The following is a 25,786-nucleotide window of genomic DNA, read 5'->3' as shown; positions in this document are numbered from 1 at the left end:
CCCGGGCACCCGTAGACCCCGCGGACGCACCCATGACTCGCAGCTCGTACTCCTCGCAGCTCCCCATCGTCGACCTCTCCGCCGCAGACCGCGACCCCCAGGCCCGGCGGCTGCTCCACGCCCAGCTCCACTCGGCCGCCCACGACGTGGGGTTCTTCCAGCTGATCGGACACGGGGTGACCGAGGCCGAGACGCGGGCCCTGACCTCCGCGATGCGCGCCTTCTTCGCGCTGCCCGAGGCCGACCGCATCGCCCTCGACAACATCAACTCGCCGCACTTCCGCGGCTACACGCGCATCGGGGACGAGCGCACCGCCGGCGCGCGCGACTGGCGCGACCAGCTGGACATAGGCGCCGAACGCCCCGCCCGCCTCCCCGGGCCCTGGGAAGCGCCGTACTGGTGGCTCGAAGGCCCCAACCAGTGGCCCGAGGCCCTCCCCGAGCTGCGCACCGCCGCCCTGCACTGGATCGAACGGCTCAGCGGGGTCGCCGAGCGGCTCCTGCACGAACTGCTCGTCTCGATCGGCGCGCCCCGGGACTTCTACGACGACATCTTCGGCCCCCGCGCCCACCCCCACCTCAAGCTGGTGCGCTACCCCGGCAGCAGCGGCGAGGGCGACGACCAGGGCGTCGGCGCGCACAAGGACTACGGCTTCCTCACCCTGCTCCTCCAGGACCAGGTGGGCGGGCTCCAGGTGCAGCGCGAGGACGGGGACTTCCACGACGTGCCGCCGCTGCCCGGCGCGTTCGTCGTGAACCTCGGCGAACTGCTCGAAGTGGCGACGAACGGCTACCTGCTCGCGACCAACCACCGGGTCGTCTCGCCGTCCGGGGCCACCGAGCGCTACTCGGTGCCGTTCTTCTACAACCCGCGGCTCGACGCCCGGATCGCCCCGCTGGCCTTCCCGTACGCGGAGACCGCGCCGGGTGTCACGGCCGACCCGGCCAACCCGCTGTTCGCCGAGTACGGGCGGAACGAGCTCAAGGGCAAGCTGCGGGCGCACCCGCTGACGACGGCCCGTCACCACGCGGACCTGCTGCTGCACCCGGAGTCCCAGCCGGCGCTGTCGGTGTAGCACCGGCCCGTCGCGACGCCGCGGCGACCGTCCCGACTGTGCGGGTCGGACCGTCGTCGCGGCGTCGCGGTGCCGCGCGGGCTCAGCCCGCGATGTCGGCGTAGCCCTCGATCTCGCGCGGGTCGCGCTGGCCCGGCCCGGTGTAGCGGGCGGACGGGCGGACCAGGCGGCCGGTGCGCTTCTGCTCCAGGATGTGCGCCGACCAGCCGGCCGTCCGCGCGCACGTGAACATCGACGTGAACATGTGCGCCGGGACCTCGGCGAAGTCGAGGACGATGGCCGCCCAGAACTCGACGTTCGTCGCCAGGACGCGGTCGGGACGCCGGTTGTGCAGCTCCTCCAGGGCGGCCTTCTCCAGCGCCGCGGCCACCTCGTAGCGCGGGGCGTCCAGCTCCTTGGCCGTCCGGCGCAGCACGCGCGCGCGGGGGTCCTCGGCGCGGTAGACGCGGTGGCCGAAGCCCATGAGGCGCTCGCCCTTGTCGAGGGCCTGCTTCACGTACGCGGTGGCGTCGCCGGTCCGCTCGATCTCCTCGATCATGCCGAGGACGCGGGACGGCGCGCCGCCGTGCAGCGGGCCGGACATGGCGCCGACGGCGCCGGAGAGCGAGGCGGCCACGTCGGCGCCGGTGGAGGCGATGACGCGGGCGGTGAACGTGGAGGCGTTCATGCCGTGCTCGGCGGCCGAGGTCCAGTAGGCGTCGACGGCCTTGACGTGCTTCGGGTCCGGCTCGCCGCGCCAGCGGATCATGAAGCGCTCGACGACGGACTCGGCCTTGTCGATCTCGCTCTGCGGGACCATGGGGAGGCCCTGGCCGCGGGCGGACTGGGCGACGTACGAGAGCGCCATGACGGCGGCGCGGGCGAGGTCGTCGCGGGCCTGCTCGGCGGAGATGTCGAGGAGCGGTTTGAGGCCCCACACGGGCGCGAGCATCGCGAGGGCGGACTGCACGTCGACGCGGATGTCGCCGGAGTGCACGGGGATGGGGAACGGCTCGGCGGCGGGCAGGCCGGGGTTGAAGGCGCCGTCGACGAGCAGGCCCCAGACGTTGCCGAACGAGACGTGGCCGACCAGGTCCTCGATGTCGACGCCGCGGTAGCGGAGGGCGCCGCCCTCCTTGTCGGGTTCGGCGATCTCCGTCTCGAACGCGACGACTCCCTCGAGCCCGGGTACGAAGTCGGACATCAGGCGGCTCCTCTATCGATGATCGATCAATCGAGTGGTGGGCGATCGTGGGGATTCAACAGTCGTCCAGCCCAAGAGTCTGTACGGTTCCGATGATGCGGGGAAGCGTGACATCCGGCACACTCCGCCGATCCGGCGAGGAAGGATTGGCGTCACGCCGTGCCGGGCAGACTGGGCCGCTGCGGCAGGATGACCCTGTGACCGATCCCGTGAACGACGCCCCGGATCCCGCGGACATGCGCGAGCAGTACCGCACCGACGAGCTGTCCACCGCCGACCTCGCGCCCGAACCGATCGCGCAGTTCACCCGCTGGTTCAAGGAGACCGCCGCGAACCCGGCGATCCACGAGCCGAACGCGATGGTCGTCTCCACGGCCGCCGCCGACGGCCGCCCGTCCTCGCGCACGGTGCTCCTCAAGCACTACGACCGGGCCGGCTTCGTCTTCTTCACCAACTACGAGTCCCGCAAGGGCCGCGAGCTCGCGGCCAACCCGTACGCCGCACTGCTCTTCCCCTGGCACCCGCTGGCCCGCCAGGTCGTCGTCACGGGCCGGGCGGAGCGCATCGGCCGCGACGAGACCGTCGCCTACTTCCGGACCCGCCCGCACGGCTCCCAGCTCGGCGCCTGGGCGAGCCCCCAGTCCTCGGTGATCGCGTCCCGCGAGGAGCTCCTCGCCCGCTACGGGGAGCTGGCCGCCCGCTACCCCGGCGACACGCAGGTTCCGGTCCCGCCGGAGTGGGGAGGCATCCGGGTCGTCCCGGACGCGGTCGAGTTCTGGCAGGGGCACGAGAACCGGCTCCACGACCGGCTGCGGTACGTCCGCGAGGGAGACCACGGCGGCGGCCCGGGCGCCGAGGGGGCCCCGGACGGCGGTACGTGGCGGGTGGAGCGGCTCGCGCCCTGAGCGGTGCGCCGGCGCCCTGACCGGCGCACATGCCTCTGGCGTACCCCGCCGCGGTCTCCGTGTGCGCCCGCGTTTCCGCGGTGCAACGATTTCCGTGAAGGTGCTGTGCTCTGCGTCACGTTCCAGTTGAATGGCGGAAGTATGGGGGGTGCCGGGATGAGTGCTTTCACGGGGTCCGCGAGCGCGACCGCCTCCGTTCCCGGAGCGGGGGCCGATCTGCTGGCCGCACTGCTCGACGGGATGGACGCGGCGCTCTGCGCGTTCGACGCCGACGGGACGGTCACGCACTGGAACCGCGAGGCCGAGCGGATCCTCGGCTGGTCCGCCGCGGAGGCGGTCGGGCGGCGCGGGTTCGAGGGCTGGGCGGCGCGCAGCGCCGACGCCGAGGACATCCTGCGGCGGCTGATGGGGGTCATGAAGGGCCCCGGCCGGCAGGTCCACGAGCTGGCGCTGCTCCGCAAGGACGGCGGCCGGGTGCTCGTGCGCAGCCAGGCCGCCGGCGTCCGCGGCGCGGACGGCGGTCCCGCCGGGGTGTACTGCGCGTTCAGCGAGGTCCACGTCCAGCTCGACCTGGAGCGGTCGGTCGCCCTCAGCGAGGCGCTGTTCGAGGACGCGTCCTGGGGGGTCGTCCTGGTCGACGCCGATCTGCGCCCCGCCATGGTCAACGGCCACGCGGCCCGCGCCTTCGGCACCGGGCGCACGGCCCTGCTCGGACGGCCGCTGGGCGATGTCGTCGTGCACGGAGCGGAGGAGCTGGAGGCGGCGATCCAGCACGTCCTCGCGGAGGGCACGCCGCCCGCGCCGGCCGAGGTCTGGGTGACGCTGCGGGCCTCCGGGGAGGAGCGGCGGCGGTGCTGGCGCAGCGGCTTCCTGCTGCTGTCCTCGCCGATGGCGGAGGAGCCGGTGCCGCTGGGCGTGGCCTGGCTGTTCCAGGACGTGACGGAGGAGCGGCTCGCGGCGCGCGAGGCGGACCGGCTGCGGTTCCGGTGGAGCCAGCTGCACCGGGCGGGTGCGGCGGCCGCGGAGTGCGAGGACCCGGAGGAGGCGATCGCGGTGCTGCTCGACTTCGCGCTCGCCGGGTTCGCGGACCACGCGCTGGTCGACCGGGTCGCGGGCGAGCGGCGGCTGACCCGGGCGCTCGCGACCCCCGCGGCCGCGGCCGGTCCGTCCTCGCCGGTGGTGGGCGGCGGCATACCCCTGCGGTACGGGCCGAGGCATCCGGCGCTCCAGGCGTGGGACCGGGTGGGCACGGTCCGCGCGAGCGCCGGGCGCACGGCGGAGGTGTGGGCGGAGGCCCACCAGTGGCCGTCGGACGCGGCGCACGCGGTCTGCGTGACCCTGCGCTCCCGGGGCCGCACGCTCGGCGTGGTCACCTTCCTGCGCGCCGCGTGCCGCCGGCCGTTCGAGCGCGAGGACGCGGTCTTCGCGGAGGCCGTGGCCACGCGGGTGGCGGCCTCGCTCGACCTGCGGGAACGGGCTTAGGCAGGGCCCGGAGGGCTTGTATACGACCCGGGCCCCGCGCTCCGCGCCGTCGCCGGTCAGTGCCGGTAGAAGATCCGGTCGCCGTACTCCGTCATCACGCGGCCGTTCCACTCGTGTCCGCCGTCGACGTTCCCGGAGCGGAGCAGCGGCGGCTCGATGCCGCGGCGGACGAGCTCCTCGGCCGCGGCCGCGAGGGTGGCCTGCATGAGGGCGCTGGTGACGACGGTGGAGGCGGGCGCGAAGGGGGCCTCGATGCCCTCGTGGGTGAGCTCCGCGTCGCCGACGGCGATCCGGGAGTCGAGGACGATGTCGCAGTGGTCCTTGAGGTACGTCCCCGAGACGTGCCGGGACCTGGTCTCCGTCGCGTACGCCACCGAGGTGACGCCGATGACGGTGAGGCCGAGCGCGCGGGCGTTCATGGCCATCTCCACGGGCAGGGCGTTGCGCCCGGAGAGGGAGATGATGATCAGGACGTCCCCGGCGGTGGCGGGTGAGGAGTCCAGTACGGCCCCGGCGAGGCCGTCGACGCGTTCGAGGGCGGAGCCGAGGGTCGCCGGCATGACGTCGACGCCGACGACGCCGGGGACGACGAGCAGGTTCATCAGGGCGAGGCCGCCGGCCCGGTAGACGACGTCCTGGGCGGCGAGGGAGGAGTGGCCCGCGCCGAAGGCGAAGAGCCGGTTGCCGTTCGCGACGGCCTCGGCGATCGCGGCGCCGGCCGCGGAGATCTCGGCCGAGTCGCCGTCGCGGACCTGCTGGAGCAGGCCGATCGCGGCGTCGAAGAACTGTCCGGCCAGCTTGCTCTCGCCCGCGCTGTCGCCCATTCCAGAAGCTCCTTCTCGTCGCCGTCGTGTCGTGGTCGTGCCTTGGTCGCCGATCACGGTGCGGTCTGGACCATTGCTCTGTCAATACCGCCTGGGGCCGGTGCGGTCCGGTTGTCGGCGCGATGCGTCAGAATTGGTGCAGGGCCAGCGCACGACTCATCGAGGGGCACGTATGTCCGGACTGATCGACACAACGGAGATGTATCTCCGCACCATCCTCGAGCTTGAGGAGGAAGGTGTGGTCCCCATGCGTGCCCGGATCGCCGAGCGGCTCGACCAGAGCGGCCCCACGGTGAGCCAGACGGTGGCCCGGATGGAGCGCGACGGGCTGGTGGCCGTCGCCAGCGACCGGCACCTGGAGCTGACCGACGAGGGCCGCCGCCTCGCCACCCGCGTCATGCGCAAGCACCGCCTCGCGGAGTGTCTGCTCGTCGACGTGATCGGCCTGGAGTGGGAGCAGGTGCACGCCGAGGCCTGCCGCTGGGAGCACGTGATGAGCGAGGCCGTGGAGCGGCGCGTCCTGGAGCTGCTGCGGCACCCGACGGAGTCGCCGTACGGGAACCCGATTCCCGGTCTGGAGGAGCTCGGCGAGAAGGCCGAGGCCGAGGCCTTCCTCGACGACTCGATGGTGTCGCTCGCCGAGCTGGACGCGAGCGAGGGCAAGACGGTGATCGTCCGCCGGATCGGCGAGCCGATCCAGACCGACGCCCAGCTGATGTACACGCTGCGGCGCGCGGGCGTGCAGCCCGGCTCCGTGGTGTCGGTGACGGAGTCCGCGGGCGGCATCCTGGTCGGCAGCAGCGGCGAGGCGGCCGAGCTGGACGCCGAGGTCGCGTCCCACGTCTTCGTGGCCAAGCGCTGACGCGCTGACGCCGGCCCCGGCCGGCGGAGCCTTCCGCGGGGTGTCCCGCCGTTCGTCGTGTCCGACGTCCGGCGGGGCACCCTTCGTCGTGTCGGCCCGCCCCCGCCCGATGCCGCAAGGGGCGGGTTCCGGGCCCGACGGCCCTCGTGCGCCCCGGTTTACGCCGGAATGGCTACGCCCGCGCCCTGGTCGTGCCACGCTGGAGCGAACGTGGTGCGATACCGGGGAGGGGTGGGGGCCGTGCAGCAGACCGCCGTACGCCCGGCGCCGTCCGCCCCGGCGGCCCGCGCGACCCGGATCGGGGAGGACGCCCGGACGCCCCGGGCGGCGGCGGGCGCCCGCCCGCACCGGACAGCAGAGGGCCCCGGCGCCTCGCGGCGCCGGGGCCTGTCCTCCCCTGAGCTGACCTGGAGCCCCGAGCTCTCAAGGTCAATCCCCTCGGACCGTTTTCCCCGAGCGGTCCGCCTCCCGTTCAAGATCTCCCCTCGGCAGCGGCCGTCAATCCTTGAGCCCTGTCACTCGAACGAGGGGTGTTGCGCGGCAGGAGCGCATTTTCGAATGCGAGTTCGATAGTCTGGCGTGGTTCGACGGCAAGAAGAGGGGGTGCCAGGGATGGCGCGACGACTCGACGTCTCCGGGGCCGACGGCGTACGGCTGGCGGCCTGGGACTTCACGCCCGGGGCCGCCCCGCAGGCCGGACCCGGCGTCTTACTCCTCCACGGCCTGATGGGCCACGCGGCCCACTGGTCCCCGGCGGTCGAGCGCCTCGCCGCGGCGGCGCACTCCGACGCGGCCGCGGGCCCGCCGCACCGCCCCCGCACCGTCGCCCTCGACCAGCGGGGCCACGGGCACAGCGACAAGCCGCCCACCGCCTCCTTCACCCGCGAGGCCTACGTGGCGGACGCGGCCGCGGCGGTGGAGCAGCTCGGGCTCGGCCCGGTCACCCTCATCGGCCACTCCATGGGCGCCCTCACCGCCTGGCAGCTCGCGGCCGAGCGCCCCGACCTCGTCCACGCCCTCGTCATCTGCGACATGCGCGCCTCGGCGCTCGGCGCGGCCTCGCAGCGCGAGTGGCGGGACTGGTTCCGCCGCTGGCCGACCCCGTTCCCCTCGCTCGACGCCGTCCGCCGCTGGTTCGGCGAGGACGACCCGTGGGTCGAGCGCCCGAACCCGGCCCGGGGCGCCTTCTTCGCCGAGGTGATGGCCGAGCACCCGGACGGCTGGCGGCCGGTCTTCGACCCGGAGCAGATGCTGACCTCCCGGGAAACCTGGGTGCACGACGCCCACTGGGAGTCCCTGGCCCAGGTCCGCTGCCCCACGCTGGTCGTCCGCGGCCTCGACGGCGAGCTGGGCCGCGCCGAGGCACAGGAGATGGTCCGGGTGCTGCCCCACGGGGCGTACGCGGAGATCCCCGACGCCGGCCACCTCCTCCACTACGAGCACGCGGACGCCTGGCGCGAGGCCGTCGGCCCCTTCCTGAACGGCGTCCTGACCTCGTAGGACGGGGTCCGGGCGGGCGCGGGGGAGGGCGGTGGAACGGTCCTCCCCGGGGAGCTCGGACCAGGCCCGTACACCCGGCGGCCGGCACCCGGACACCCCCCGGACGCCCGCCGTCCGCCGGCCGGCGCCGGGACGGGACCCTCCTGTCGAGGGCGCGCGCACGGCACGGTACGTTCCCTGTCTGCGGCGCGTTCGAGGCCTTCTCCGCGCCGCCTCAGGGAGGAAACTGCATGCGCACTTCTATGCTGCGGCGCCTGGCCACGGTGGCCACGGCTCTGGGGCTCAGCTCGGCCGGGCTGCTCGGCGCCGGCGTGGCGCCCGCACAGGCCGCGATCGCCGACTGCCCGTCGGGCTACTTCTGTGCCTGGAAGACCGACAACGGCTCCGGCACGATGTACAAGACGAACACGAGCGTGGCGACGCTCGGGACCTGGGACAACACGTTCCGGTCCGTCATGAACCGCACCAGCAGGTTCGCCTGCCTCTACGACGACGCGAACCACGGCCTCGACGGCGAGGTCGGCGTCATGGACCCGAACCCCTCGGGCAGCGAGTGGGGCGGCCCCGGCAGCAACTCCGTCAGCTCGGTGAAGCTCGTCGTCACCGAGCGCGAGTGCACCATGGACGCGTACCCGGAGTGGTACGCGACCCAGGCGCCCAAGGCCGGCGGCTTCGGCGACCTGAACGGCGACCGCACCTCGGACGTCCTGGTCCGCGACAAGGCCGGCCGCCTCTGGTTCCTGGCCGGAAACGGCACCGGCACGATGGTCGGCGCCGGCGGCTGGAACGCCATGAACGCGCTGACCCGGCACGGCGACCTCACCGGCGACGGCCGCGAGGACGTCGTGGCCCGCGAGGCGTCCACCGGCAAGCTGTGGCTGTACCCCGGCACCGGCACCGGCGCGCTCGGCGCCCGGAAGCTGATCGGCGCGGGCGGCTGGAACGCCATGAACGGCATCACCGCCTTCGGCGACCTGTCCGGCGACGGCCGCTCCGACCTCCTCGCGATCGAGAAGTCCACGGGCAAGCTGTGGCTGTACCCGGGCACGTCCACGGGGACGCTCGGCGCGCGGAAGATGATCGGCGCGGGCGGCTGGAACGTCATGAACACCCTGGCCGCGCCCGGCGACCTGAACGGCGACGGCCGGGCGGACCTGCTGGCCCGCGAGGCGTCGACGGGCAAGCTGTGGCTGTACCCGGGTACGTCCACGGGCACGCTCGGCGCCCGGACGCTCGTGGGCAGCGGCTGGAACGTCATGGCGTCGTTCCTGGCCGTGGGCGACCACACCGGCGATGGCAAGGCCGACCTGGCCGCGATCACGAACAGCGGCTACGTCTCTCCGGAGATCCGCGGCGACGGCGCCCTGGTCCTCTACCCGGGCACGGGTACGGGCAAGTTCGGCGCCGGCTCCCCGGAGACCGACACCTGGTGGAACCTGAACGGCGCGTTCTGACCCACCGCGGCCCGCAGGCCGAGGGCCCCCGTCCCGGATCCCCGGGGCGGGGGCCTTCCCCGTCCCCGCCGCCGCTGAACGGTCCCCGGCGCGGCGGGAGCCGGCGCGTCTCCCCGGGGCGGGTCAGTCCCACTGCTCGTCGGCGAGCGAGGCGACCGGCTTCGGCTTGCCGATGACGGCCAGGGCGATGAAGAAGTTGATCTGGCCGATGGCGATGGTCAGGGTGGCCAGCGCCTTGTCGTCGTAGTGCTTCGCCACCTCGGCGTACAGCGCGTCCGAGACGCGCTCCCGGCCGTGCGGGGCGGGCTGGAGGGTGGCCTCCACCAGGGCGAGGGCCGCGCGCTCGGCCTCGGTGAAGTAGGGGGCGTCCTGCCAGGAGGCGACCGCGGTGATGCGCTCCTCCGACTCCCCGGCCTTGCGGAGGAAACCGGTGTTCAGGATCGTCAGATAGGTGTTGCCGACGATCTGCCCGGCCCGCAGGTGGACCAGGCTCATGGTGGCGCGCGGTACCGAGCGGTTGCCGGTGGCCCGGAAGAGGGCGGCGCTGACCTCGCCCAACTCCGGTACGAGGGAACCGGGGTCGGGCATCCGGGAGATCGGGCCGGCGGTGGCGGCGGTCGTGGTGGCGGAGTCCGGGTGCGTCATGGCTGCTCTCCTTCGCGGCGCCCGGTGCGGCGCCTTCACAGCACTGACGGAGCTGCCCGCGAAGGTGTGACAGGAATCGGCGGACGGGTTTCCGTACGGCCTTGCCCGCCAGCCGGTCCGCCGGTCCGCCGGTCCGCCGGCCCGCGCCGGGCGGGACGGCGGCGCGTCGACGGGAGCCCGCACAGTACCCCCGTCGGACCGCCGCCGGATCACTCCGCCGCGGGCCGCCACACATAGCGGACGTCCGGCTCGCGTTCCTCGTTGCGCAGCCCGTCGGTCCGCTCCGCCTCGACGAAGCCGTGCCGCTCGTAGAACCTCCGGGCCGGCGCGTTCACCTGGAACGTCCAGAGCGCCAGCCCCTCCGGGCACTGCCGCTTGGCCAGCTCCACGAAGCGGTCGCCGAGCCCCCGGCCGCGCCACGCCGGGTCGAGGTACAGCTGCTCCAGCTCCCCGCCGTCGAGGACGAGCAGCCCCACCACGCCGGCCTCCCCGGCCACCGCCACCCAGGTCTCGTACTCCGGCACGACGACGTGGGTGAACCAGCCGCGCACCGCCTCGTCGTCGTGCGCGCGGCGGACGGTGGGCAGCGCGGTCCCGAAGGACCGCAGCCACACCTCGGCCGCCGCGGTCGCGTCGGATGCGCCTGCGCGCCGTATGTCGATGTCGTCGGAGGTCACAGTGCGCGAGGATCGCAGACCGCGGGTCGCCCCGCATCCGAATTGCGCGCCGGTGGGAGGCGCCCCGCCGCCGGGCGCCCCCCGCCGGGCCGGGGTCACCGGCGGAAGACCTCGAACAGCCGGGTCAGGCTGTCGTCCTGGTGGCCCGCCTCCGCTGCCTGCCGGAAGGCGGCGAGCACGGCGGACGGCAGGGCCGGGTCCACGCCCGAGTCCCGCGTGGTGTGGACGACGTGGTCGAGGCTGGCCACGGCCATCGAGATCCGGTCGACGTCGCCGCCGTGGTCCCCGGCCTCGATCCTCGGCGTGTAGAAGTCGAGGAACTGGCCCATCCCCGTCAGCGTCGCGGTCGCGAGCGGCTTGAGCTCGGACAGGCCGATGCCGTTCGCGTGCGCCAGCGAGGCGGTGTGCAGCCAGGCGGTCAGCGTGGTCCAGAAGAGGTCCATCTGGAGCTGGTAGTACAGCGCGGCCAGGCCCGGGTCCTCGCCGCGGTAGTCGGTGTCCGTCAGTACCTTCAGTGCGTCCTCGTGCTCCTCGAAGAGGTCGCGGGGGCCGCTGTAGAAGGTGCCGAACTCGTGCGTGCCGATGCCGGACGGCGGTGTCTGGACGCCGCCGGTGAGGTGCCGCGCCCCGTGCTTCGCCGCCCAGGCGGCGCCCTGGCGGGCCTGCTCCGGGGTGTCGGAGCTGAGGTTGACCAGGACGCGGCCGTCGAGCGCCGAGGCGGCGGGTTCGAGGATCGCGTACATGGCGGCGTAGTCGGTGAGGCTCAGGACCACCAGTTCGTTGGCGCGCAGGGCCTCCTCGACGCCGGCGGCGAGGAGGGCGCCCCGGGCGACCAGCTCGTCGGCGCGGCTCGCGGTGCGGTTCCAGACGGTGACGCGGTAGCCGGCGTCGAGGTAGGCGCCGGCCATGGCGCGGCCCATGGGGCCGAGTCCGACGACGGTCACGGACAGGTCGTCGACGGCAGGGGTGGTGACGGCAGACGTGTTCACGGAATTCTCCCCGAGATGACTAGAACGAACGCTCTATCTAGAGAGGAACCTAGCACAGCTCTAGAGCGATCGCTCTAGTTCGGTACTGTGGAGGGGTGAAAACCAAGGACCCGCACGACCCCGAGACCGCCGGAACCCGCGAGCGGATCGTCCGCACGGCCTCGCGCCTCATGCAGCGACAGGGCTACGAGGGCACCGGCATCAAGCAGATCTCCGTCGAGGCCGGAGCCACCCTCGGCTCCGTCTACCACTTCTTCCCCGGCGGCAAGCAGGAGCTCGGCACGGCGGCCGTCCGGCTGGGCGACGAGGAGTTCGCCGAGATCCTCGCCGAGGCGCTCGACGCGGAACCGGACCCCGCCGAGGCCCTTCTCGCCCTCACCGCCTCCCTCGCCGACGGCCTGCGCGACTCCGACTGGCTCGACGGCTGCCCCGTCACGTCCACGGTCGTCGGCACGGCGCACAGCGCGCCCGGCGTCCAGACGGCGGCGGCCGAGGCGTTCGCCCGCTGGCGGGCGGTGGTCGCCCGCAGGCTGCTCGCGGCGGGCTACCCGGAGACGGACGCCGAGGAGCTGGCGCACACGGTGATCGCCACCCTGGAGGGCGCGGAACTGGCGGCCCAGGTCGCCCGCAGCACCACTCCCCTGGACACCGCGGGCCGCCACCTGGCCCGCCTGCTCTCCTCGTACCGCTGACGGGGGCGGGAAACGGGCGACGGCCCGCCCGGTTCGCCCGGGCGGGCCGTCGACGTGCAGGTCCGGAGTCGCCGGCGGTCAGCCCTTGCTGACCGCCGCGAGGATCTCCGGCAGCCGCCGCGCCGTCCGCGGCGCCGCGACCTTGAGACCGAGCAGGACCAGGAGCGCGCCGTAGAGCGTGCCGGCCGGGAGCAGCAGCCAGAGCAGGGACTGCTGGTCGGAGACGTGCAGGTAGATCGTCGCGCCGATCAGGGGCGCGCACAGCAGCGGGGCCGCGAGCATCCCGCCCAGGATCGACATCCACGCCAGGGCGCCCTGCCCCGGGGCGACGTTCTTGTAGCCGCTGTCCTGCGGAATCGAGTACGGGAAGACGGCCGAGACCACCGAACCCGTCGCCAGCATCGCGCCCAGCAGGCCGAGCGCCAGGCCGACGGCGTCCGGGAGCCGGTTCCACTCGCCGAGGACGGCGACCGTGAGGACCGTGACGAAGACCGCGTACGGCAGGGTGACCAGGAGCAGGGCCAGCGTCCGCGCCCGGAGCTCGGCGTACGCGTCGGCCGTCGTCGAGATGGTCTGGGCGACCATCCAGAACGCCGAGGTGTCCTGCCCGAACTGGTTGTACATCAGCATGCCGAGCATGCCGGACGCGAAGCACGCCCAGTAGATGGAGCCGGTGCCCTGGAGCGCGTTCACGAGCGGGACGATCAGGCCGAGCGCCAGCGAGGTCACGGCCCCGGCCTTGGTCTTCGGGTCGCGCCACAGGTAGCGCAGGCTGCGCTCCATGACCGCTCCGGTGCGCCCGTCGGGCAGGATGCGGGCGAGCAGCCCCCCGCCGGACCTCTCCCGGACGGCCGCGTCGGACGCCGCGCCGATCGTGGACCCGTCCGGCTCGACCATCAGCCGTACGAGGCTCCGCTGCCACCAGTACGCGAGCGCCGCGAGCGCGCCCGCGGTGAGCAGCAGCCGGGCCGCGGCCACCGCGTGGTCGCCCCGGCTCGCGGAGTCGACCGCGGCGATCGCGGCGGCCGGCGGCAGCCAGCCGACGACGGCCGTCGCCGGCTTCAGCGACTCCAGTCCGCCCGCCTCGCCCAGGCGCTGGGCGCCGAAGTTCACCACCTGGATGCCGACGGCGATGACGAGACCGCTGAGCAGGGCCAGGTCCCGGCCCTTGCGGGAGGTGAGCAGCCGGACGTTGGCGGCGGCCACGGCCCGGGACAGGGCCACGCACGTCACCGCCGTCAGCGGTACGGCGAGGACGGCGACGACGGTGCCGGCCGCGCCGTGCGCGACGGACAGCGCGGCGCCCAGGGCCAGGACGAAGGTGAGGGCGGGGCCGACGGCCACGAGCGAGGCCACGAGCAGCGCCCGGACCAGCGGCCGGGGCCGCAGCGGCAGCATGACGAGCCGCGACGGGTCGAGGGTCTCGTCGCCGCTCGGGATGAACAGCGGCATCACCGCCCAGGAGAGCGCGAGGGCCCCCGTGAGCAGGATCGCGACGGCGGCGGCGTCCGCGTTGCCCCGCAGGAGCACGAAGCCCAGCACGAGGGCCGCGGCGAAGAACGCGCCGAAGACGATGGAGACGATGTACGCCGCCGTGCGGCTGCCGGACTGCCGCAGGCTGTTGCGCAGCAGGCTCAGCTTGAGCCGGACGAAGACGGAGGTGAGGGAGGGGACGGGGCCGGCCGGGCTCGCGGTGCCGGGGGCCGTCGCGGTGGGGAGGGCGCTCATCGCCGGGCCCCGCCCGGAGCACCCGCGCCACCGGTGTCACCCGTGCCGCCGGGCGTTCCCGTCCCGCCGCCCAGCCAGTCCAGCGAGTCCCCGGCGGCCGCGCGCCCGTTGGCGCCGACCAGTTCCAGGAACGCCGCCTGCAGCGACGGCGCGTCGCCCCGTACCTCCGCGAGGGTGCCCTGGGCGCGGATCCGGCCCGCGGCCATCACGGCGACCCAGTCGCAGAGCGACTCGACGAGCTCCATGACGTGGCTGGAGAAGACGACGGTGGCGCCGGAGGCGGTGTACCGCTCCAGGACGCCGCGGATGGTCTGCGCGGAGACCGGGTCGACGCCCTCGAAGGGTTCGTCGAGGAACAGCACCTCCGGGTTGTGGAGGAGGGCCGCCGCGAGCCCGATCTTCTTCCGCATGCCGGTCGAGTAGTCGACGACCAGCTTGTTCTGCGAGCCGGTGAGGTCGAGGACGTCGAGGAGCTGGGCGGCGCGCTTGTCGACCTCGGCGCCGGGCAGCCCGCGCAGCCGGCCGCTGTACGCGAGGAGTTCACGGCCGGACAGCCGCTCGAAGAGCCGCAGGCCCTCGGGCAGGATGCCGATGCGGGCCTTGACCCGGGCGACCGACTCGGGGTCGGCCCACACGTCGTGCCCGGCGACCTGGATGCGTCCCTGGTCGGGACGGAGCAGGCCGGTGATCATCGAGAGCGTGGTGGTCTTGCCGGCGCCGTTGGGGCCCACGAGCCCGATGAACCTGCCGGCGGGCAGCACCAGGTCGATGCCGTTCACCGCGATCTGCTGGCCGAATCGTTTCCACAGGCCCTCGATGCGCACGGCGGGAGCCGCACCGTCCCCCGGTGCGGCTCCCGCCGTGTCGAACGCTCCGTCAAATGCCTGGTCAGGCATGGTCTGTCTGCCCCTCGTCCGTCCCCGTGCGTCTTACCGGCCCCACCCTACGGGCGGGACTCGCGGGGACCCAGGGTCATGACGTCCGGCTTCGCGCCTCCGCGGCCTCCCGGCCGCACGCGTAGGCGAGGGCGCTGATCAGCTCCTCGGCGTCGGGGAGCCAGCGGTTCGCCGGGGTGGGGCGCCGGGCCCACTGGACGGCGCCGCTGCCGCCGATGCGGGTGGGCGGGGCCGCGACGTAGTGGCCCTCGCCGCGGGTGGTGAGGTCGATGGAGGCCGGGACCCAGCCCAGCTTGCGGACGAGGTCCGGGACCTTGGCCGCGGCGCCGGGGAGGACGAAGAAGAACATCCGGCGGTCCGGGGTGCAGGTGACCGGGCCGAGCGTCAGCTCCATCCGCTCCATCCGGGCCAGCGCCAGGAAGCCGGCGGACTCGGGCACCTCGATCGCGTCGAACGTGCGGCCCGTCGGCAGCAGGATCGAGGCCTTCGGCTGCTTCGACCACATGCGCCGGGCCCCGACGCCGCTGCCGGTCGCGAGGGTGGACCAGTCGGGCTTGACCGCGTGGGCGCCGGGCAGGGCGCACGCCTCCGCCCCGCAGGAGCAGCGCTCCCGGCCCTCGACGGCTTCCAGCCAGGTCCCGGGAAACACGTCCCAGTGCCGCTCTTCCGCGTACCGCACGGCACTGTCCAGCAGCTGCTCGCCGCGCTGCTGGGGGATCTGTGCGGCTTCCGTGACTCCGATGGTCTCTTCCACGTGGAACACAACTTCCCCCGCCACCTGGGGTTACGGCCAGGGCGCGGAGCGGTGTGAGGCATCGATCCTGCACGCGGGGCGCATCGGTGCACGAGCGGGGGCGCGCGGAGGGCCGGGGAGCCGGGGTGGGTACGGAGAGGTGGGGGCGCCGGTGGCGAAGCCGCAACCGACGTGTCCGGTTTCGCGTGTTCACATCGGCATTGACCGGATATCCACCGGGCAGTGATCTGTTCTCCGATGATCACCGCACGGCCTCAGGGGGTACTCATGGCAGCCAGGCCACTCGTTCCGCGTCAGCTCAACGAACGGCTCCAGGCGCTCATCCAGGAGGCCGGCTGCTCCAACGCCGGTCTCGCCCGCAGGGTCAACATGGTCGGCGCGGAGCGCGGCCTCGACCTGCGGTACGACAAGACGTCGGTGGCGCGCTGGCTGCGCGGCCAGCAGCCGCGCGGGCGGGCGCCGGGGGTCATCGCCGAGGCCCTCGGGCGCAAGCTGGGCCGCACGGTGACCATCGACGAGGTCGGCATGGCCAACGGCCGCAACCTCGCGGCCGGGGTGGGCCTCCAGTTCGCGCCGACCGTGCCCGGCGCGATCGAGCAGGTCTGCGAGCTGTGGCGGAGCGACGTGGGCCGCCGGGACTTCCTCTCCGGCTCCGCGGTGGCGGCCTCCGCGCTCGTCGAGCCCAGCCGGGACTGGCTGATCACGGGCCCGGACGCGCACGTGGCCCGGATGGCGGGCGCGCGCGTCGGGGGCGCGGACGTCGCGGCCGTACGGGAGATGACGGCGGCGCTGGTCGACCTCGACCGGCGGTTCGGCAGCGGGCACGTGCGTCCGGTGGTCGTCCACTACCTCAACAGCGTGGTGTCGGGCATGCTGTCCGGCTCATACCGGGAGGCGGTCGGACGGCAGCTGTTCGCCGCGGTCGCCCGACTGACCGAACTCGCGGGGTACATGGCGGTCGACACGGGCGAACCGGGGCTGGCCCAGCGGTACTACATCCAGGCGCTGCGGCTCGCGCAGGCCGCGGGGGACCGGGGGTACGGCGGGTACGTCCTCGCCGCCTCCATGAGTCATCTCGCCGCCCAGCTCGGAAACCCGCGGGAGATCGCCCAGTTGGCGCGGGCCGCGCAGGAGGGCGCGCGGGGGAAGGTGCCGCCGCGGGCGGAGGCGATGTTCCTCGCGGCCGAGGCGCGGGGGCACGCCCTGCTCGGGGACCTCAGCGCCTTCGAGACGGCGGCGGGCCGTGCCGTACGGGCGCTGGAGCAGGCCGATCCGGAGGCGGGCGACGACCCGGTGTGGATCGCCCACTTCGACGCGGCGTACCTGGCGGACGAACTGGCGCACTGCTACCGGGACCTGGGGCAGGCGGAGGCCGCGGCGCGGGCGGCGGAGGAGTCGATCGCCGGGCATCCGGAGACGCGCGCGCGGCGCCGGGCCATCGGCCTGGCGCTGCTGGCCTCGGCCCAGGTGCAGCAGCGCGAGGTCGAGGAGGCCTGCCGCACGGGCACGCGGGCGCTCGAACTGCTGGGCACGCTGCGGTCGTCGAGGGGCGCGGAGTACCTGGACGACCTGCGGGAGCGCCTGGAGCCGTACGCGGGGGAGGCGGTGGTGCGGGAGTTCGGGGCGCGGGTGGAGCTCTACGCCGCGTAGTCCCCGGTGGGGGCGGTGCCGTCCGAGAAGGTTGTGTAACCGGGCTCACACGTGTGTGCGGAGCCCCGGGCGCACCCGGTAGCGTGAGCCGACGATTCCGTAGGTCCATCAGTAGGAGTCCCGGTGACGCAGAACGGACAGGGTCCGGAGCCGCAGTACCCGGCGGTGCCCCCGGCGCAGAACGCCCCAGGGGGAGCACAGCCGTACGGTGGCGCCTGGGGTCCCGCCGGCGCAGCGCCGGGCGGGCAGCCCCTGCCGCCCGCACAGCCCCTGCCCCCGGAGGCGGCTCCGGGCGCCGCCGCCGACATGCAGTCCACCCAGTACCTGCCGCCGGTCGCGCCGCAGCCCGGCTACGGCTACCCGGGGCCGGGCGCCCCCGGCGGCGCGGACCTGCAGGCGACCCAGCACATCGCGCCGGTCCCGGGCGGGATGCCGCCCGCGCAGGGCGGGATACCCCAGGCGCCGGGTCCGCAGCCGGGCTACGGCTACCCGCAGCAGGCGCCCGGCGCGATGCCGCAGGCCGGGCAGGGGCCCGGGTACGGCTATCCGCACCCGGCCGCCGACCTCCAGGCCACCCAGCACATCGCGCCGGTGCCGCCGCAGCAGCAGGGCGGCGGCGCCCAGACCCAGTTCCTCGGCACCGGCCCGCTCCAGGCGCAGGGCCCCGGGCCCGCGGGCGCCTCCGACGCGACCCAGTACATCGCCCCCGTGCCGGCGCAGGAGCCCGGCGAGCGGCAGCCGCCCGCCGAGTTCGACAACCTCTTCCGCACGGAGTCCCCGCGGACGCCGCAGCCCCCGCAGCAGCCGCACGCGCAGGCCTACCGGCAGCCCTCCCCGGCCCCGTACCAGCAGCAGCACCAGCAGCACCAGCAGCCGCCGGCGCCCCCGCAGCAGTACGCGTACCAGGGCGCCTACTACGACGACGGCGGCGACCCCGAGCCGCCGCGCCGCAAGTCCCCGGTCGCCCTGATCGCCGCCGTCGTCGTCGGCTGCGCGGTCGTCGGCCTCGGCGCCGGCGCGCTGCTCAGCGGCGGTGACGACGACAAGGACCCGAAGAAGGGCGCCGAGACCGTGGCGGGGAGCTCCGCCGCCCCGTCCGGCGAGGCCACGACCGCGCCGGCCGAGAAGCCGGCCGACCCGGCCGAGCCGCAGGCGCAGGAGCTGAGCAAGCTCCTCGCGACCAGCAGCAGCAGCCGGGACACGGTGATCAGCTCGGTCGAGTCCATCAAGCAGTGCAAGAACCTGGACAAGGCCGCGAGCGACCTGCGGGGCGCCGCCGAGCAGCGCCGGGGTCTGGTCACCAGGCTCCGTTCGCTGTCGGTCGACAAGATCCCGGACAACCCGGCGCTGACGTCCGCGCTCACCAAGGCCTGGGAGGCCTCGGCGGCGGCGGACGACCACTACGCGGCCTGGGGCGACCAGATGAAGGCCAAGAAGGCCTGCAAGGGCGGCAAGGCCCGCTCGACCCCGCAGCTGGCCGCGGCGAACACCAAGAGCGGCGAGGCCACCGCCGCCAAGAAGCAGGCGGCCTCGCTGTGGAACCCGACGGCCGCCAAGTACGGCCTGGAGAAGCGGGCCTACACCCAGCTGTAGCCCGCGGGGTCCCCGCCGCGCGATCCGCGGCGGGGAGGGCCTCAGGGGGCGCTCAGCACGGTGTCGCCGACGTCGACGAAGCCGGGCCGCTGCGCCACCAGCCGCCCCTCGCGCACCACCTGGAAGGTCACCTCGCGGTTGATGATCCGGGGGAAGCCCGGGGCGCCGAGCAGGTCCTCGTACTTCCAGCGGAGGGCCGGGGTCAGGCCGCCGGTGTCGATGCGCGCGCCCCGGTCGAGGGCGTACGCGATCCGGGTGGCCGTGACCTCGTCGCTGTCGAGGGACTCCACGACCTCCTTGAGCACCGTGTAGGCGATCCAGGTGGTCTGGACGCCCGCGTCGGTCGGGTCGACCCGGTTGTCGGCGAAGGCGTGCTCCTGGACGACCTTGCGCATCGGGGCCCAGCTCCCGTCGGACGCCTCCGGGTACCAGCCGGTGACGAAGGCGCCCTCGAAGGGGCTGTGGGCGCCGCCGGTGCGGTCGATCACGGGCTGGCCGACGCTGCCGAGGACGGACGAGATCCGCACGCCGTCCGTCCGCTCGCCGTCCCCGCCGCCGTCCCCGCCGCTTCCGCCGTCCTCCTGCTCCGGGAGGCGGCGGAAGGAGTCGAAGAAGGTCTGGGTGCGCTCGCCGAGGACGGCGGTGACGCAGCCGTTCTCGTCGCCGGCCTTCTCCCTGGCCCGGGAGGCGGACTCGGTGTACTCGGCGGCGTCCTCGACGGCGGGGATGTCGACGGCGCCGCGGTGGCTCGCCTTGCGGAGGCCCGAGTTCAGGAGCTCGGGGAGCTTGTCGCCGGCCAGGGTGTCGGGGCGGACGAGGGAGACCGTGCGGCAGGCCGCGGCGAGCTGCATGCCGTGCCCGGCGATGAGGGAGGCCTGGCCGCCGTTGACGGGGTAGGAGAGCGGGCTGGTGAACTCGTCCTCCGATATCCCGTAGCCGCCGATGTACGGGATGCCGGCGGCCTCCAGGGGGGCCATGAAGGCGCGGCCGTTCTGGCTGTACGAGCCGACGACGGCCACCGCCCCCTCCCGGACGGCGCGGCGCGCGCACGCGGCGGCGCCGGTGGTGGTGTTGTGCTCGTTGCAGGTGAGGACGCGCAGCTCGTGGCCGTCGATGCCGCCCTGGGAGTTGACCCAGCGGGCGAAGGTCTGGGCCATGGCGGGCATTCCGGGCATGTTGGTGGCACGGGTCTGGTCGGGAGCCCACGTCATGACGGTGATGGGCTCCCTGGAACCCCCCGTGGTTCCAGGGAGCACGCCACACCCGGTGAGCAGCGAGGCTCCGGCCGTCGCGGTCGTGACGTACGCGAGGAGTGAGGTCAGTCGCCGTCCGGTCATGGACACGCACATTTCCGCCCCACGGGTAACGCGGGAGTGAGCACGGATCAACGCGGGGTGACGTGACGGTGAATTGCGGGGGCGACGAGGGGGCGGGTCCGGCCGCCGGACAGGGGAACGTACGATCGAAAGGTGTCCAGTCCAGTCTCCGGTTCGGTGAACTCTTCCCGTCGCGGCCGTCGCTCCTCCACCATGGGCGGCATGCCGCTCAACGACATGCCGTGGTGGCGCTGGCGCAGCAACGTGCGCTCGGCGCTGCACATGCTCTCCGACCCCGGGTTCCACGAGACCACCTGGCTGGCCGGCCTCGACGGGTACGGCGACGTCACCGACGCCGTCTACCGCCTCGTCGAGGACACCTGGCTCGACAACTGGTCCGCCGAGAAGTACGTCGGCGCGATCTTCCGCGACACCGGCGAGGCCGCCCTCGTCGACGTCGCCGTCCTCCGGGTGCTGCGCATCATGCACCAGGTGGGCCCCGACGCCCCCGTCTCCGCCTACCTCGGGCACCCCGGGTGGCCGGAGGCCGTGCGGGCCGCCCGCGAGGCCCACGTACGCCTCGCGCAGGCGGACGGGGAGGACCCGGACACGCCGCCGCGCTCCCTCGACGTGCTGCACATCATGACGGGGTCCGTATGACGGGGTCCGCCTGACGGACGGCGGGTCACCGCCCGGCTCCGGATGTGGCAGGCTGACGGGATGACCGACCAGTACGTCCTCACCCTCTCGTGCCCCGACAAGCAGGGCATCGTGCACGCCGTGTCGAGCTACCTCTTCATCACCGGCTGCAACATCGAGGACAGTCAGCAGTTCGGAGACCGCGACACCGGGCTCTTCTTCATGCGGGTCCACTTCTCGGCCGAGGCCCCGGTGAACGTCGACAAGCTGCGGGCCAGCTTCGTCGCGGTCGGCGACTCCTTCGAGATGGACTGGCAGATCCACCGCGCCGACCAGCGCATGCGGGTCGTCCTCATGGTGTCGAAGTTCGGCCACTGCCTGAACGACCTGCTGTTCCGGTCGCGGCTGGGGGCGCTGCCGGTCGAGATCGTGGCCGTGGTCTCCAACCACACGGACTTCGAGGAGCTCGTCGGCTCGTACGGGCTGCCCTTCCGGCACATCCCGGTCACCAAGGACACCAAGGCGGAGGCCGAGGCCGAGCTCCTCGACCTGGTCCGCGAGGAGGACGTCGAGCTGGTCGTCCTCGCCCGCTACATGCAGGTCCTCTCCGACGACCTCTGCAAGCAGCTCTCCGGGCGGATCATCAACATCCACCACTCCTTCCTCCCGAGCTTCAAGGGTGCGAAGCCCTACCACCAGGCGCACGCGCGCGGCGTGAAGCTGATCGGCGCGACCGCCCACTACGTGACGGCCGACCTCGACGAGGGCCCGATCATCGAGCAGGAGGTCGAGCGCGTCGGCCACGAGGTGACCCCGGACCAGCTGGTGGCGATCGGCCGCGACGTGGAGTGCCAGGCCCTGGCCCGCGCGGTCAAGTGGCACGCGGAGCACCGCATCCTGCTGAACGGCCGCCGCACGGTGGTCTTCGCCTAGGAAGGCGCACCGGGCGCGTCGGCTACAGCCGGCTCAGCGACGCCGCCGCCGAGAGGACGTCCCTGATCGCCTCGCGGTCGCCGTCCTGTCCCGCCGCGGCCTCCTCCGGGGAGATGTGGCCCGCGACCAGCTGGCAGAACTCGACCCCGTCCATCGCCACCTGAGCCACCGCCTGCTCCGGCGAACCGAGCGCCGCCGGCGAGTCCAGCGCGATGTACCAGTGGCCGCCGCCCGCGCCCTCCACCTCCAGATGGAGCGAGCGGCCCGGTGCGCCCGCCGCGACCAGGTGGCGGGCCGGGGCGGCGAGCCCCGCGCGGCGCCGGTTGGCCAGGGCGCCGGGGAGCAGTCGAGCGGCCAGGTCGATCATGCCGTGCAGATGCGCACCGCTCGGCGCGGCGTACGGGTACGCCACCGCGTTCGCGATGTCGTCCGCGTGCACCCAGCACTCGAACGCCCGCTCCAGCAGGGAGTCCCGCAGCGGCAGCGCGAAGTCCTTGTACGTGACCGTCAGGTCCGCGACGCCCCGCCCGGCGAAGGCCACCGTCCGGATCAGCGTGTGGCTCTGGTCCCGCCACGGGCCGCGGATCGAGCGGTTCGGCGGCCGGTCGAGGCCGGACCAGAAGGCGTCCGTCCGCTCCGACGGCGACAGCTCCGGGGTCCCCGCGCCGAGCGGGTCGTCCAGACCGAGCGCGGCCGACACGAGCCCGTCCACCGCGAGGAGGTGGCCCATGACCCCGGCGACCGTCGCCTTCCGGCGGACGATCCGGCCCTCCTCGTACCACTTGAGCCGGACCGGCGCGTGCCACTCCGACTCCCCGATGTCCCGGAGCAGGGCGTCGAGCCGTGCCGTCTCCGCGTCGTAGGGCGTGACCCAGTCCGGGACCGGGATGCGGGCCGGCCGCCGGCCCAGGCAGTTCTCCAGCACCCGGGACCGCAGCAGCGGATCCAGGTCCAGGTCGCGGTCCTCGTGCAGCAGGGCCACCGCGTCCCGGAGCCGCAGCGCCTCGTCCGCGCACGGCGCGCAGGCCGTCAGGTGGTCCTCGACGGCCTGCGTCTCGCCGGGCGAGCACGCCGAGAGCGCCCAGGCCCCGAGCAGGGACTTGAGCACTCCGTGGGTCAGTACGGGCACCTCGGGCTCGGGCTCCGCCCCGGGCGGCTCCTCCGCCGGCGCTCCGGCCGGGTCGCCCGTCAGGTCGGCGTGGTCGTCCGCCGACCGCCGGGGTCCCGGTATCCACGGGGCGCGTGCGACGTCGTCACCGTCGTCGCCGTTCGCCCGGGTCACCGCGTGCGCCCGTAGCCGGGCGGGCCGCCGCCCTCGGCGAAGGGGCGGTTCGCGGAGGAGAGCAGCTGGAGGCCCAGGCGCAGCCGGCGGCGCGCCTCGTCCTCGGTGACGCCGAGGTCGGCCGCGGTCTGCCGGTAGTCCCGCCGCTGGAAATAAGCCAGTTCGAGAGCGGCCCGGAGCGGGGTCGGCATCGAGGTGACGATGTAGTCGGCGCGGGCCGCCACCGAGGCCCGCCGCACCTTCTGCTCCAGTTCCTCGGCCGAGCCCCGGCCCGTCTCCGCGTAGGCCGTCGTCTCCGCCTGCCGCAGCCGGTGGACGGCCTGCCGCTGCGTCAGCTTCGCCACCCAGGAGCGCAGGTTCCCCTGCTTGGGGTCGTAGGCGTCCGGGTTCTCCCAGATGTAGCCGAAGACCTCGCGGGTGATCTGGTCGGCCGCGTCGTCGTCGCCCAGGACCCGGTGGGCGAGGCTGTGCACCAGGGCGGCGAACCGGTCGTACAGCTCGCCGAGCGCGGCGGCCTCGCCGCGTGCCAACCGCTGCTGCATCCTGCGGTCCCAGCGCGGTGGTGTGTCCATCGCCATGCGACCCTCGCCCCTCCCGGCTCCGGCGGCTCTCCGTCCGTACTCCAAAGTAGTGCGCCGGGCGGACGGCGTACGCATGTTTGCCGCAACTTCGCCCTTGACGCGGACGCGGATGGTAAGGAACGCGTCATCCTCGGATTCACGGGTTTCGGGTCGCGCCCAGGGGGCAGGCGCCCGGCGTGACGACGATCGAGGTCGACGAGAACGAGTACGGCGCCTGGACGGTGCTCCGCGTGCGGGGCGAGATGGACCTGGTCACCTCGCCCCGGATACGCCGCAGCGTCCACGCCGCCGTGGCGGGCGGTCGGCACGACCTGGTGATCGACCTGTCCGGCGTGCGGTTCTGCGACTCCAGCGGCGTCGGGGTGCTGATCGCGGCCCGCCGGCTGCTCCGCTCCTGCGGGGGCAGACTGCGCCTGATCCTCCCCGAGGAGCAGGACGGCCACGTGGCCCGGGTCCTGGCCGCACTCGGCGTCCAGCGCCTCTTCGAGGTGTACGAGGACGTGCCGGACGCCCTGCCGGAGGATCCCGGGCCGTCCGCGGCGGAGCTGCCCGGACAGCGGGCCGGCGACGGACGCCGGGTCAGCGGCCGAACCGCTCCCTGAGCCGGTACTTCAGCACCTTCCGCAGGCTCTCGTTGCGGGGGAGCGCGGCCACCACCTCCAGCTGCTCGGGCAGCTTGTGCACGGACAGGCCGGCCTCCCGCAGGAAGGCGGTCACCGCCGGCAGGGTCAGCGGCCCTGCTCCCGGGGGCTGCTCGACGACGGCGCAGACGCGCTCGCCGCGCTCGTCGTCGGGGAGCCCGACGACGGCGACGTCGCCGACGTCCGGGTGGCCGTGCAGGAGGTCCTCGATCTCCTTCGCCGAGATGTTCTCGCCCTTGCGGATGATGATGTCCTTGACACGGCCGGTCAGGACGAGGTGCCCGCTCGGGGTGAGGTGTCCGACGTCGCCGGTGACGAGGAAGCCGTCCTCGTCGAAGGCCGCCGCCGTCGCCGCCGGGTCCAGGTAGCCCCGGCAGACGGCCTCCCCGCGGAGCCGCACCTCTCCCGAGGGGGTGATCCGGATCTCCATGCCGGCCGGCGGGCGGCCCTCGGTGGTGGCGAGGTTCTCGGCGGTGTCGTCGGGCGAGCCCATGGTGATCATGGGGACCTCGGTCATGCCGTATCCGTGGGTGAGCTGGCAGCCCAGCTCCCTGCGCACCGCGTGGTAGATCTCCGGCGGCTTCGGCGCGCCGCCGCCCGCGAGCAGCCGGAGGGTGGGGATGACCGGTTCGCCGGGGTTCTTGCGCTGCTCGGCGAGGAACATCGCGTAGAAGGCGGTGGAGCCGCCGGCGACGGTCACTCCGTGCCGCCGGTACTCGGCGAGGGCCTCGGGCAGCGCGAACTGCTCGAACATGACGGCCGGGAAGCCGTACAGCAGCAGCATCACCGTGTAGTCGGGCCCGGCGATGTGCGCGTACGGGAAGGCCATCGAGCCGACGTCGGAGGCGGTGAGCCGGAGCGCGTGGGCGAGGCAGGAGCCGCCCGCGAGGAGCGAGCGGTCGGTGTGCAGGACGCCCTTGGGGTCCGAGGTGGTGCCCGAGGTCCAGTAGATCCAGCGGACGTCGGTCCCGGAGGCGGGCGGCGGGGGGAGCGTCGCGGGATCGCCGTCCGGCAGGGAGTCGGGGCCGTACACCTCGAAGACACCGCGGGCGCCGAGCCGGCGGGCCATCCCGGTGTGGTCGAATCCGCGCCAGGTGCCGGGGACGGCGAAGAACTCGGCCTTGGACTCGCGCAGCGCGAAGCCGACCTCCTTGTCCCGGTAGAAGGGGATCACGGGGGTCTGCACGGCTCCGAGGCGGGCGAGCGCGAAGGAGAGCACCGCGGTCTCGATGCGGGTGGGCAGCTGCCAGGCGACGACCGTGCCCGGGCGCACCCCCAGGGCGTACAGGCCCGCGGCGCAGCGCTCGGCGCGCTCGCGCAGGCCGCCGAAGGTGAGGACCCGGTCGCCCTGGAGGAGGACGGGCCGGTCGGGGGTGAGGGCGGCGCGGCGCTCGACGAGCTCCCAGAGCGTGCGGGACCCGCCCAGGGCGTGTGCGGTCTGATCCATGACCGGACTCCTCTTGGCTGACGTTCCGTCAGATCGT

At 74.0% G+C, this 25,786-nt stretch carries 24 protein-coding genes; 12 read left to right on the top strand and 12 right to left on the bottom strand.

What is annotated here, in order from left to right:
- The first annotated feature begins 32 nt into the window (after window positions 1-32).
- Entirely contained in the window at window positions 33-1,076 is a 1,044-nt protein-coding gene (locus ACY0MR_RS16090) for an isopenicillin N synthase family dioxygenase (RefSeq protein WP_392041684.1), read from the top strand.
- A gap of 82 nt (window positions 1,077-1,158) precedes the next feature.
- On the opposite strand, the gene ACY0MR_RS16085 is transcribed toward ACY0MR_RS16090, so the two are convergent.
- Complete coding sequence (locus ACY0MR_RS16085) at window positions 1,159-2,259, bottom strand: citrate synthase 2 (RefSeq protein ID WP_388792522.1); 1,101 nt, start codon at window positions 2,257-2,259, stop codon at window positions 1,159-1,161.
- Between the two features lie 236 nt (window positions 2,260-2,495).
- Between ACY0MR_RS16085 and pdxH the strand changes: the two genes are divergently transcribed.
- On the top strand, window positions 2,496-3,164 hold the full coding sequence (gene pdxH / locus ACY0MR_RS16080) for a pyridoxamine 5'-phosphate oxidase (protein ID WP_388794039.1): 669 nt from the start codon (window positions 2,496-2,498) through the stop codon (window positions 3,162-3,164).
- Between the two features lie 156 nt (window positions 3,165-3,320).
- Window positions 3,321-4,646 (top strand): PAS domain-containing protein, encoded by a 1,326-nt coding sequence (locus tag ACY0MR_RS16075; protein ID WP_473561303.1) that lies wholly within the window; start codon window positions 3,321-3,323, stop codon window positions 4,644-4,646.
- 56 nt (window positions 4,647-4,702) lie between these two features.
- Here ACY0MR_RS16075 and ACY0MR_RS16070 read toward each other — a convergent pair whose 3' ends face one another.
- Window positions 4,703-5,470, bottom strand: coding sequence for an SIS domain-containing protein (locus ACY0MR_RS16070; RefSeq protein ID WP_388792526.1), 768 nt, complete (start codon window positions 5,468-5,470; stop codon window positions 4,703-4,705).
- A gap of 172 nt (window positions 5,471-5,642) precedes the next feature.
- Here ACY0MR_RS16070 and ACY0MR_RS16065 point away from each other — a divergent pair, with 172 nt between their 5' ends.
- From ACY0MR_RS16065 to ACY0MR_RS16055, 3 genes are all read left to right on the top strand, one after another.
- Complete coding sequence (locus ACY0MR_RS16065; protein ID WP_388792528.1) at window positions 5,643-6,332, top strand: iron-dependent transcriptional repressor DtxR; 690 nt, start codon at window positions 5,643-5,645, stop codon at window positions 6,330-6,332.
- Between the two features lie 612 nt (window positions 6,333-6,944).
- The gene (locus ACY0MR_RS16060; RefSeq protein ID WP_473561300.1) at window positions 6,945-7,832 is read left to right on the top strand and encodes an alpha/beta fold hydrolase; all 888 of its coding nucleotides are present in this window, start codon (window positions 6,945-6,947) and stop codon (window positions 7,830-7,832) included.
- A 230-nt stretch (window positions 7,833-8,062) separates the two neighbouring features.
- Complete coding sequence (locus ACY0MR_RS16055; RefSeq protein WP_473561298.1) at window positions 8,063-9,286, top strand: FG-GAP-like repeat-containing protein; 1,224 nt, start codon at window positions 8,063-8,065, stop codon at window positions 9,284-9,286.
- A 123-nt stretch (window positions 9,287-9,409) separates the two neighbouring features.
- Here ACY0MR_RS16055 and ACY0MR_RS16050 read toward each other — a convergent pair whose 3' ends face one another.
- The 3 genes from ACY0MR_RS16050 to ACY0MR_RS16040 all read right to left on the bottom strand — a co-directional run bounded on the left by ACY0MR_RS16050 (window position 9,410) and on the right by ACY0MR_RS16040 (window position 11,528).
- Window positions 9,410-9,931, bottom strand: coding sequence for a carboxymuconolactone decarboxylase family protein (locus ACY0MR_RS16050; protein WP_388792534.1), 522 nt, complete (start codon window positions 9,929-9,931; stop codon window positions 9,410-9,412).
- A gap of 209 nt (window positions 9,932-10,140) precedes the next feature.
- Window positions 10,141-10,608 (bottom strand): GNAT family N-acetyltransferase, encoded by a 468-nt coding sequence (locus ACY0MR_RS16045; protein WP_473561296.1) that lies wholly within the window; start codon window positions 10,606-10,608, stop codon window positions 10,141-10,143.
- A 95-nt stretch (window positions 10,609-10,703) separates the two neighbouring features.
- Window positions 10,704-11,528 (bottom strand): NAD(P)-dependent oxidoreductase, encoded by an 825-nt coding sequence (locus ACY0MR_RS16040; RefSeq protein WP_473561802.1) that lies wholly within the window; start codon window positions 11,526-11,528, stop codon window positions 10,704-10,706.
- A gap of 164 nt (window positions 11,529-11,692) precedes the next feature.
- Between ACY0MR_RS16040 and ACY0MR_RS16035 the strand changes: the two genes are divergently transcribed.
- Window positions 11,693-12,289, top strand: a complete 597-nt coding sequence (locus tag ACY0MR_RS16035; protein WP_388792538.1) for a TetR/AcrR family transcriptional regulator — start codon at window positions 11,693-11,695, stop codon at window positions 12,287-12,289.
- A gap of 78 nt (window positions 12,290-12,367) precedes the next feature.
- Here the strand turns inward: ACY0MR_RS16035 and ACY0MR_RS16030 are convergent, their stop codons facing one another.
- From ACY0MR_RS16030 to ACY0MR_RS16020, 3 genes are all read right to left on the bottom strand, one after another.
- Window positions 12,368-14,017: a transporter gene (locus ACY0MR_RS16030; protein ID WP_392861754.1), complete on the bottom strand. Its 1,650-nt coding sequence runs from the start codon at window positions 14,015-14,017 to the stop codon at window positions 12,368-12,370.
- On the bottom strand, window positions 14,014-14,913 hold the full coding sequence (locus tag ACY0MR_RS16025) for an ABC transporter ATP-binding protein (protein ID WP_388792542.1): 900 nt from the start codon (window positions 14,911-14,913) through the stop codon (window positions 14,014-14,016). The genes ACY0MR_RS16030 and ACY0MR_RS16025 overlap by 4 nt, the downstream gene beginning before the upstream one ends.
- A 76-nt stretch (window positions 14,914-14,989) precedes the next feature.
- Window positions 14,990-15,676: a bifunctional DNA primase/polymerase gene (locus tag ACY0MR_RS16020; RefSeq protein ID WP_388792544.1), complete on the bottom strand. Its 687-nt coding sequence runs from the start codon at window positions 15,674-15,676 to the stop codon at window positions 14,990-14,992.
- A gap of 258 nt (window positions 15,677-15,934) precedes the next feature.
- Here ACY0MR_RS16020 and ACY0MR_RS16015 point away from each other — a divergent pair, with 258 nt between their 5' ends.
- Window positions 15,935-17,317, top strand: coding sequence for a transcriptional regulator (locus ACY0MR_RS16015; RefSeq protein WP_473561292.1), 1,383 nt, complete (start codon window positions 15,935-15,937; stop codon window positions 17,315-17,317).
- 123 nt (window positions 17,318-17,440) lie between these two features.
- Complete coding sequence (locus ACY0MR_RS16010) at window positions 17,441-18,910, top strand: hypothetical protein (protein WP_473561290.1); 1,470 nt, start codon at window positions 17,441-17,443, stop codon at window positions 18,908-18,910.
- A 41-nt stretch (window positions 18,911-18,951) separates the two neighbouring features.
- Here the strand turns inward: ACY0MR_RS16010 and ACY0MR_RS16005 are convergent, their stop codons facing one another.
- Window positions 18,952-20,247, bottom strand: coding sequence for an ABC transporter substrate-binding protein (locus tag ACY0MR_RS16005; RefSeq protein ID WP_388792548.1), 1,296 nt, complete (start codon window positions 20,245-20,247; stop codon window positions 18,952-18,954).
- 192 nt (window positions 20,248-20,439) lie between these two features.
- Between ACY0MR_RS16005 and ACY0MR_RS16000 the strand changes: the two genes are divergently transcribed.
- Together ACY0MR_RS16000 and purU are read left to right on the top strand one after the other, a co-directional pair.
- On the top strand, window positions 20,440-20,886 hold the full coding sequence (locus ACY0MR_RS16000; RefSeq protein ID WP_361853802.1) for an SCO4402 family protein: 447 nt from the start codon (window positions 20,440-20,442) through the stop codon (window positions 20,884-20,886).
- A 60-nt stretch (window positions 20,887-20,946) separates the two neighbouring features.
- Complete coding sequence (gene purU, locus ACY0MR_RS15995) at window positions 20,947-21,798, top strand: formyltetrahydrofolate deformylase (protein WP_361853776.1); 852 nt, start codon at window positions 20,947-20,949, stop codon at window positions 21,796-21,798.
- A gap of 22 nt (window positions 21,799-21,820) precedes the next feature.
- On the opposite strand, the gene ACY0MR_RS15990 is transcribed toward purU, so the two are convergent.
- Both ACY0MR_RS15990 and ACY0MR_RS15985 read right to left on the bottom strand, forming a co-directional pair.
- Window positions 21,821-23,080, bottom strand: coding sequence for a maleylpyruvate isomerase N-terminal domain-containing protein (locus ACY0MR_RS15990; RefSeq protein WP_388792550.1), 1,260 nt, complete (start codon window positions 23,078-23,080; stop codon window positions 21,821-21,823).
- Window positions 23,077-23,658: a sigma-70 family RNA polymerase sigma factor gene (locus ACY0MR_RS15985; RefSeq protein WP_361853782.1), complete on the bottom strand. Its 582-nt coding sequence runs from the start codon at window positions 23,656-23,658 to the stop codon at window positions 23,077-23,079. The genes ACY0MR_RS15990 and ACY0MR_RS15985 overlap by 4 nt, the downstream gene beginning before the upstream one ends.
- 179 nt (window positions 23,659-23,837) lie before the next feature.
- On the opposite strand from ACY0MR_RS15985, the gene ACY0MR_RS15980 reads away from it, so the two are divergent.
- Window positions 23,838-24,263, top strand: coding sequence for an STAS domain-containing protein (locus tag ACY0MR_RS15980; RefSeq protein WP_361853785.1), 426 nt, complete (start codon window positions 23,838-23,840; stop codon window positions 24,261-24,263).
- Here the strand turns inward: ACY0MR_RS15980 and ACY0MR_RS15975 are convergent.
- Window positions 24,241-25,749 carry a class I adenylate-forming enzyme family protein gene (locus tag ACY0MR_RS15975; protein WP_361853788.1) on the bottom strand — a complete coding sequence of 503 codons (1,509 nt, stop codon included), beginning with the start codon at window positions 25,747-25,749 and terminating at the stop codon, window positions 24,241-24,243. The genes ACY0MR_RS15980 and ACY0MR_RS15975 overlap by 23 nt on opposite strands.
- Window positions 25,750-25,786 lie beyond the last annotated feature (37 nt).

It is taken from the genome of Streptomyces sp. JN8, from assembly GCF_055808075.1.
Note: the sequence above shows the minus strand (reverse complement) of the source record. Positions and strands in the feature narration are given on the sequence as shown.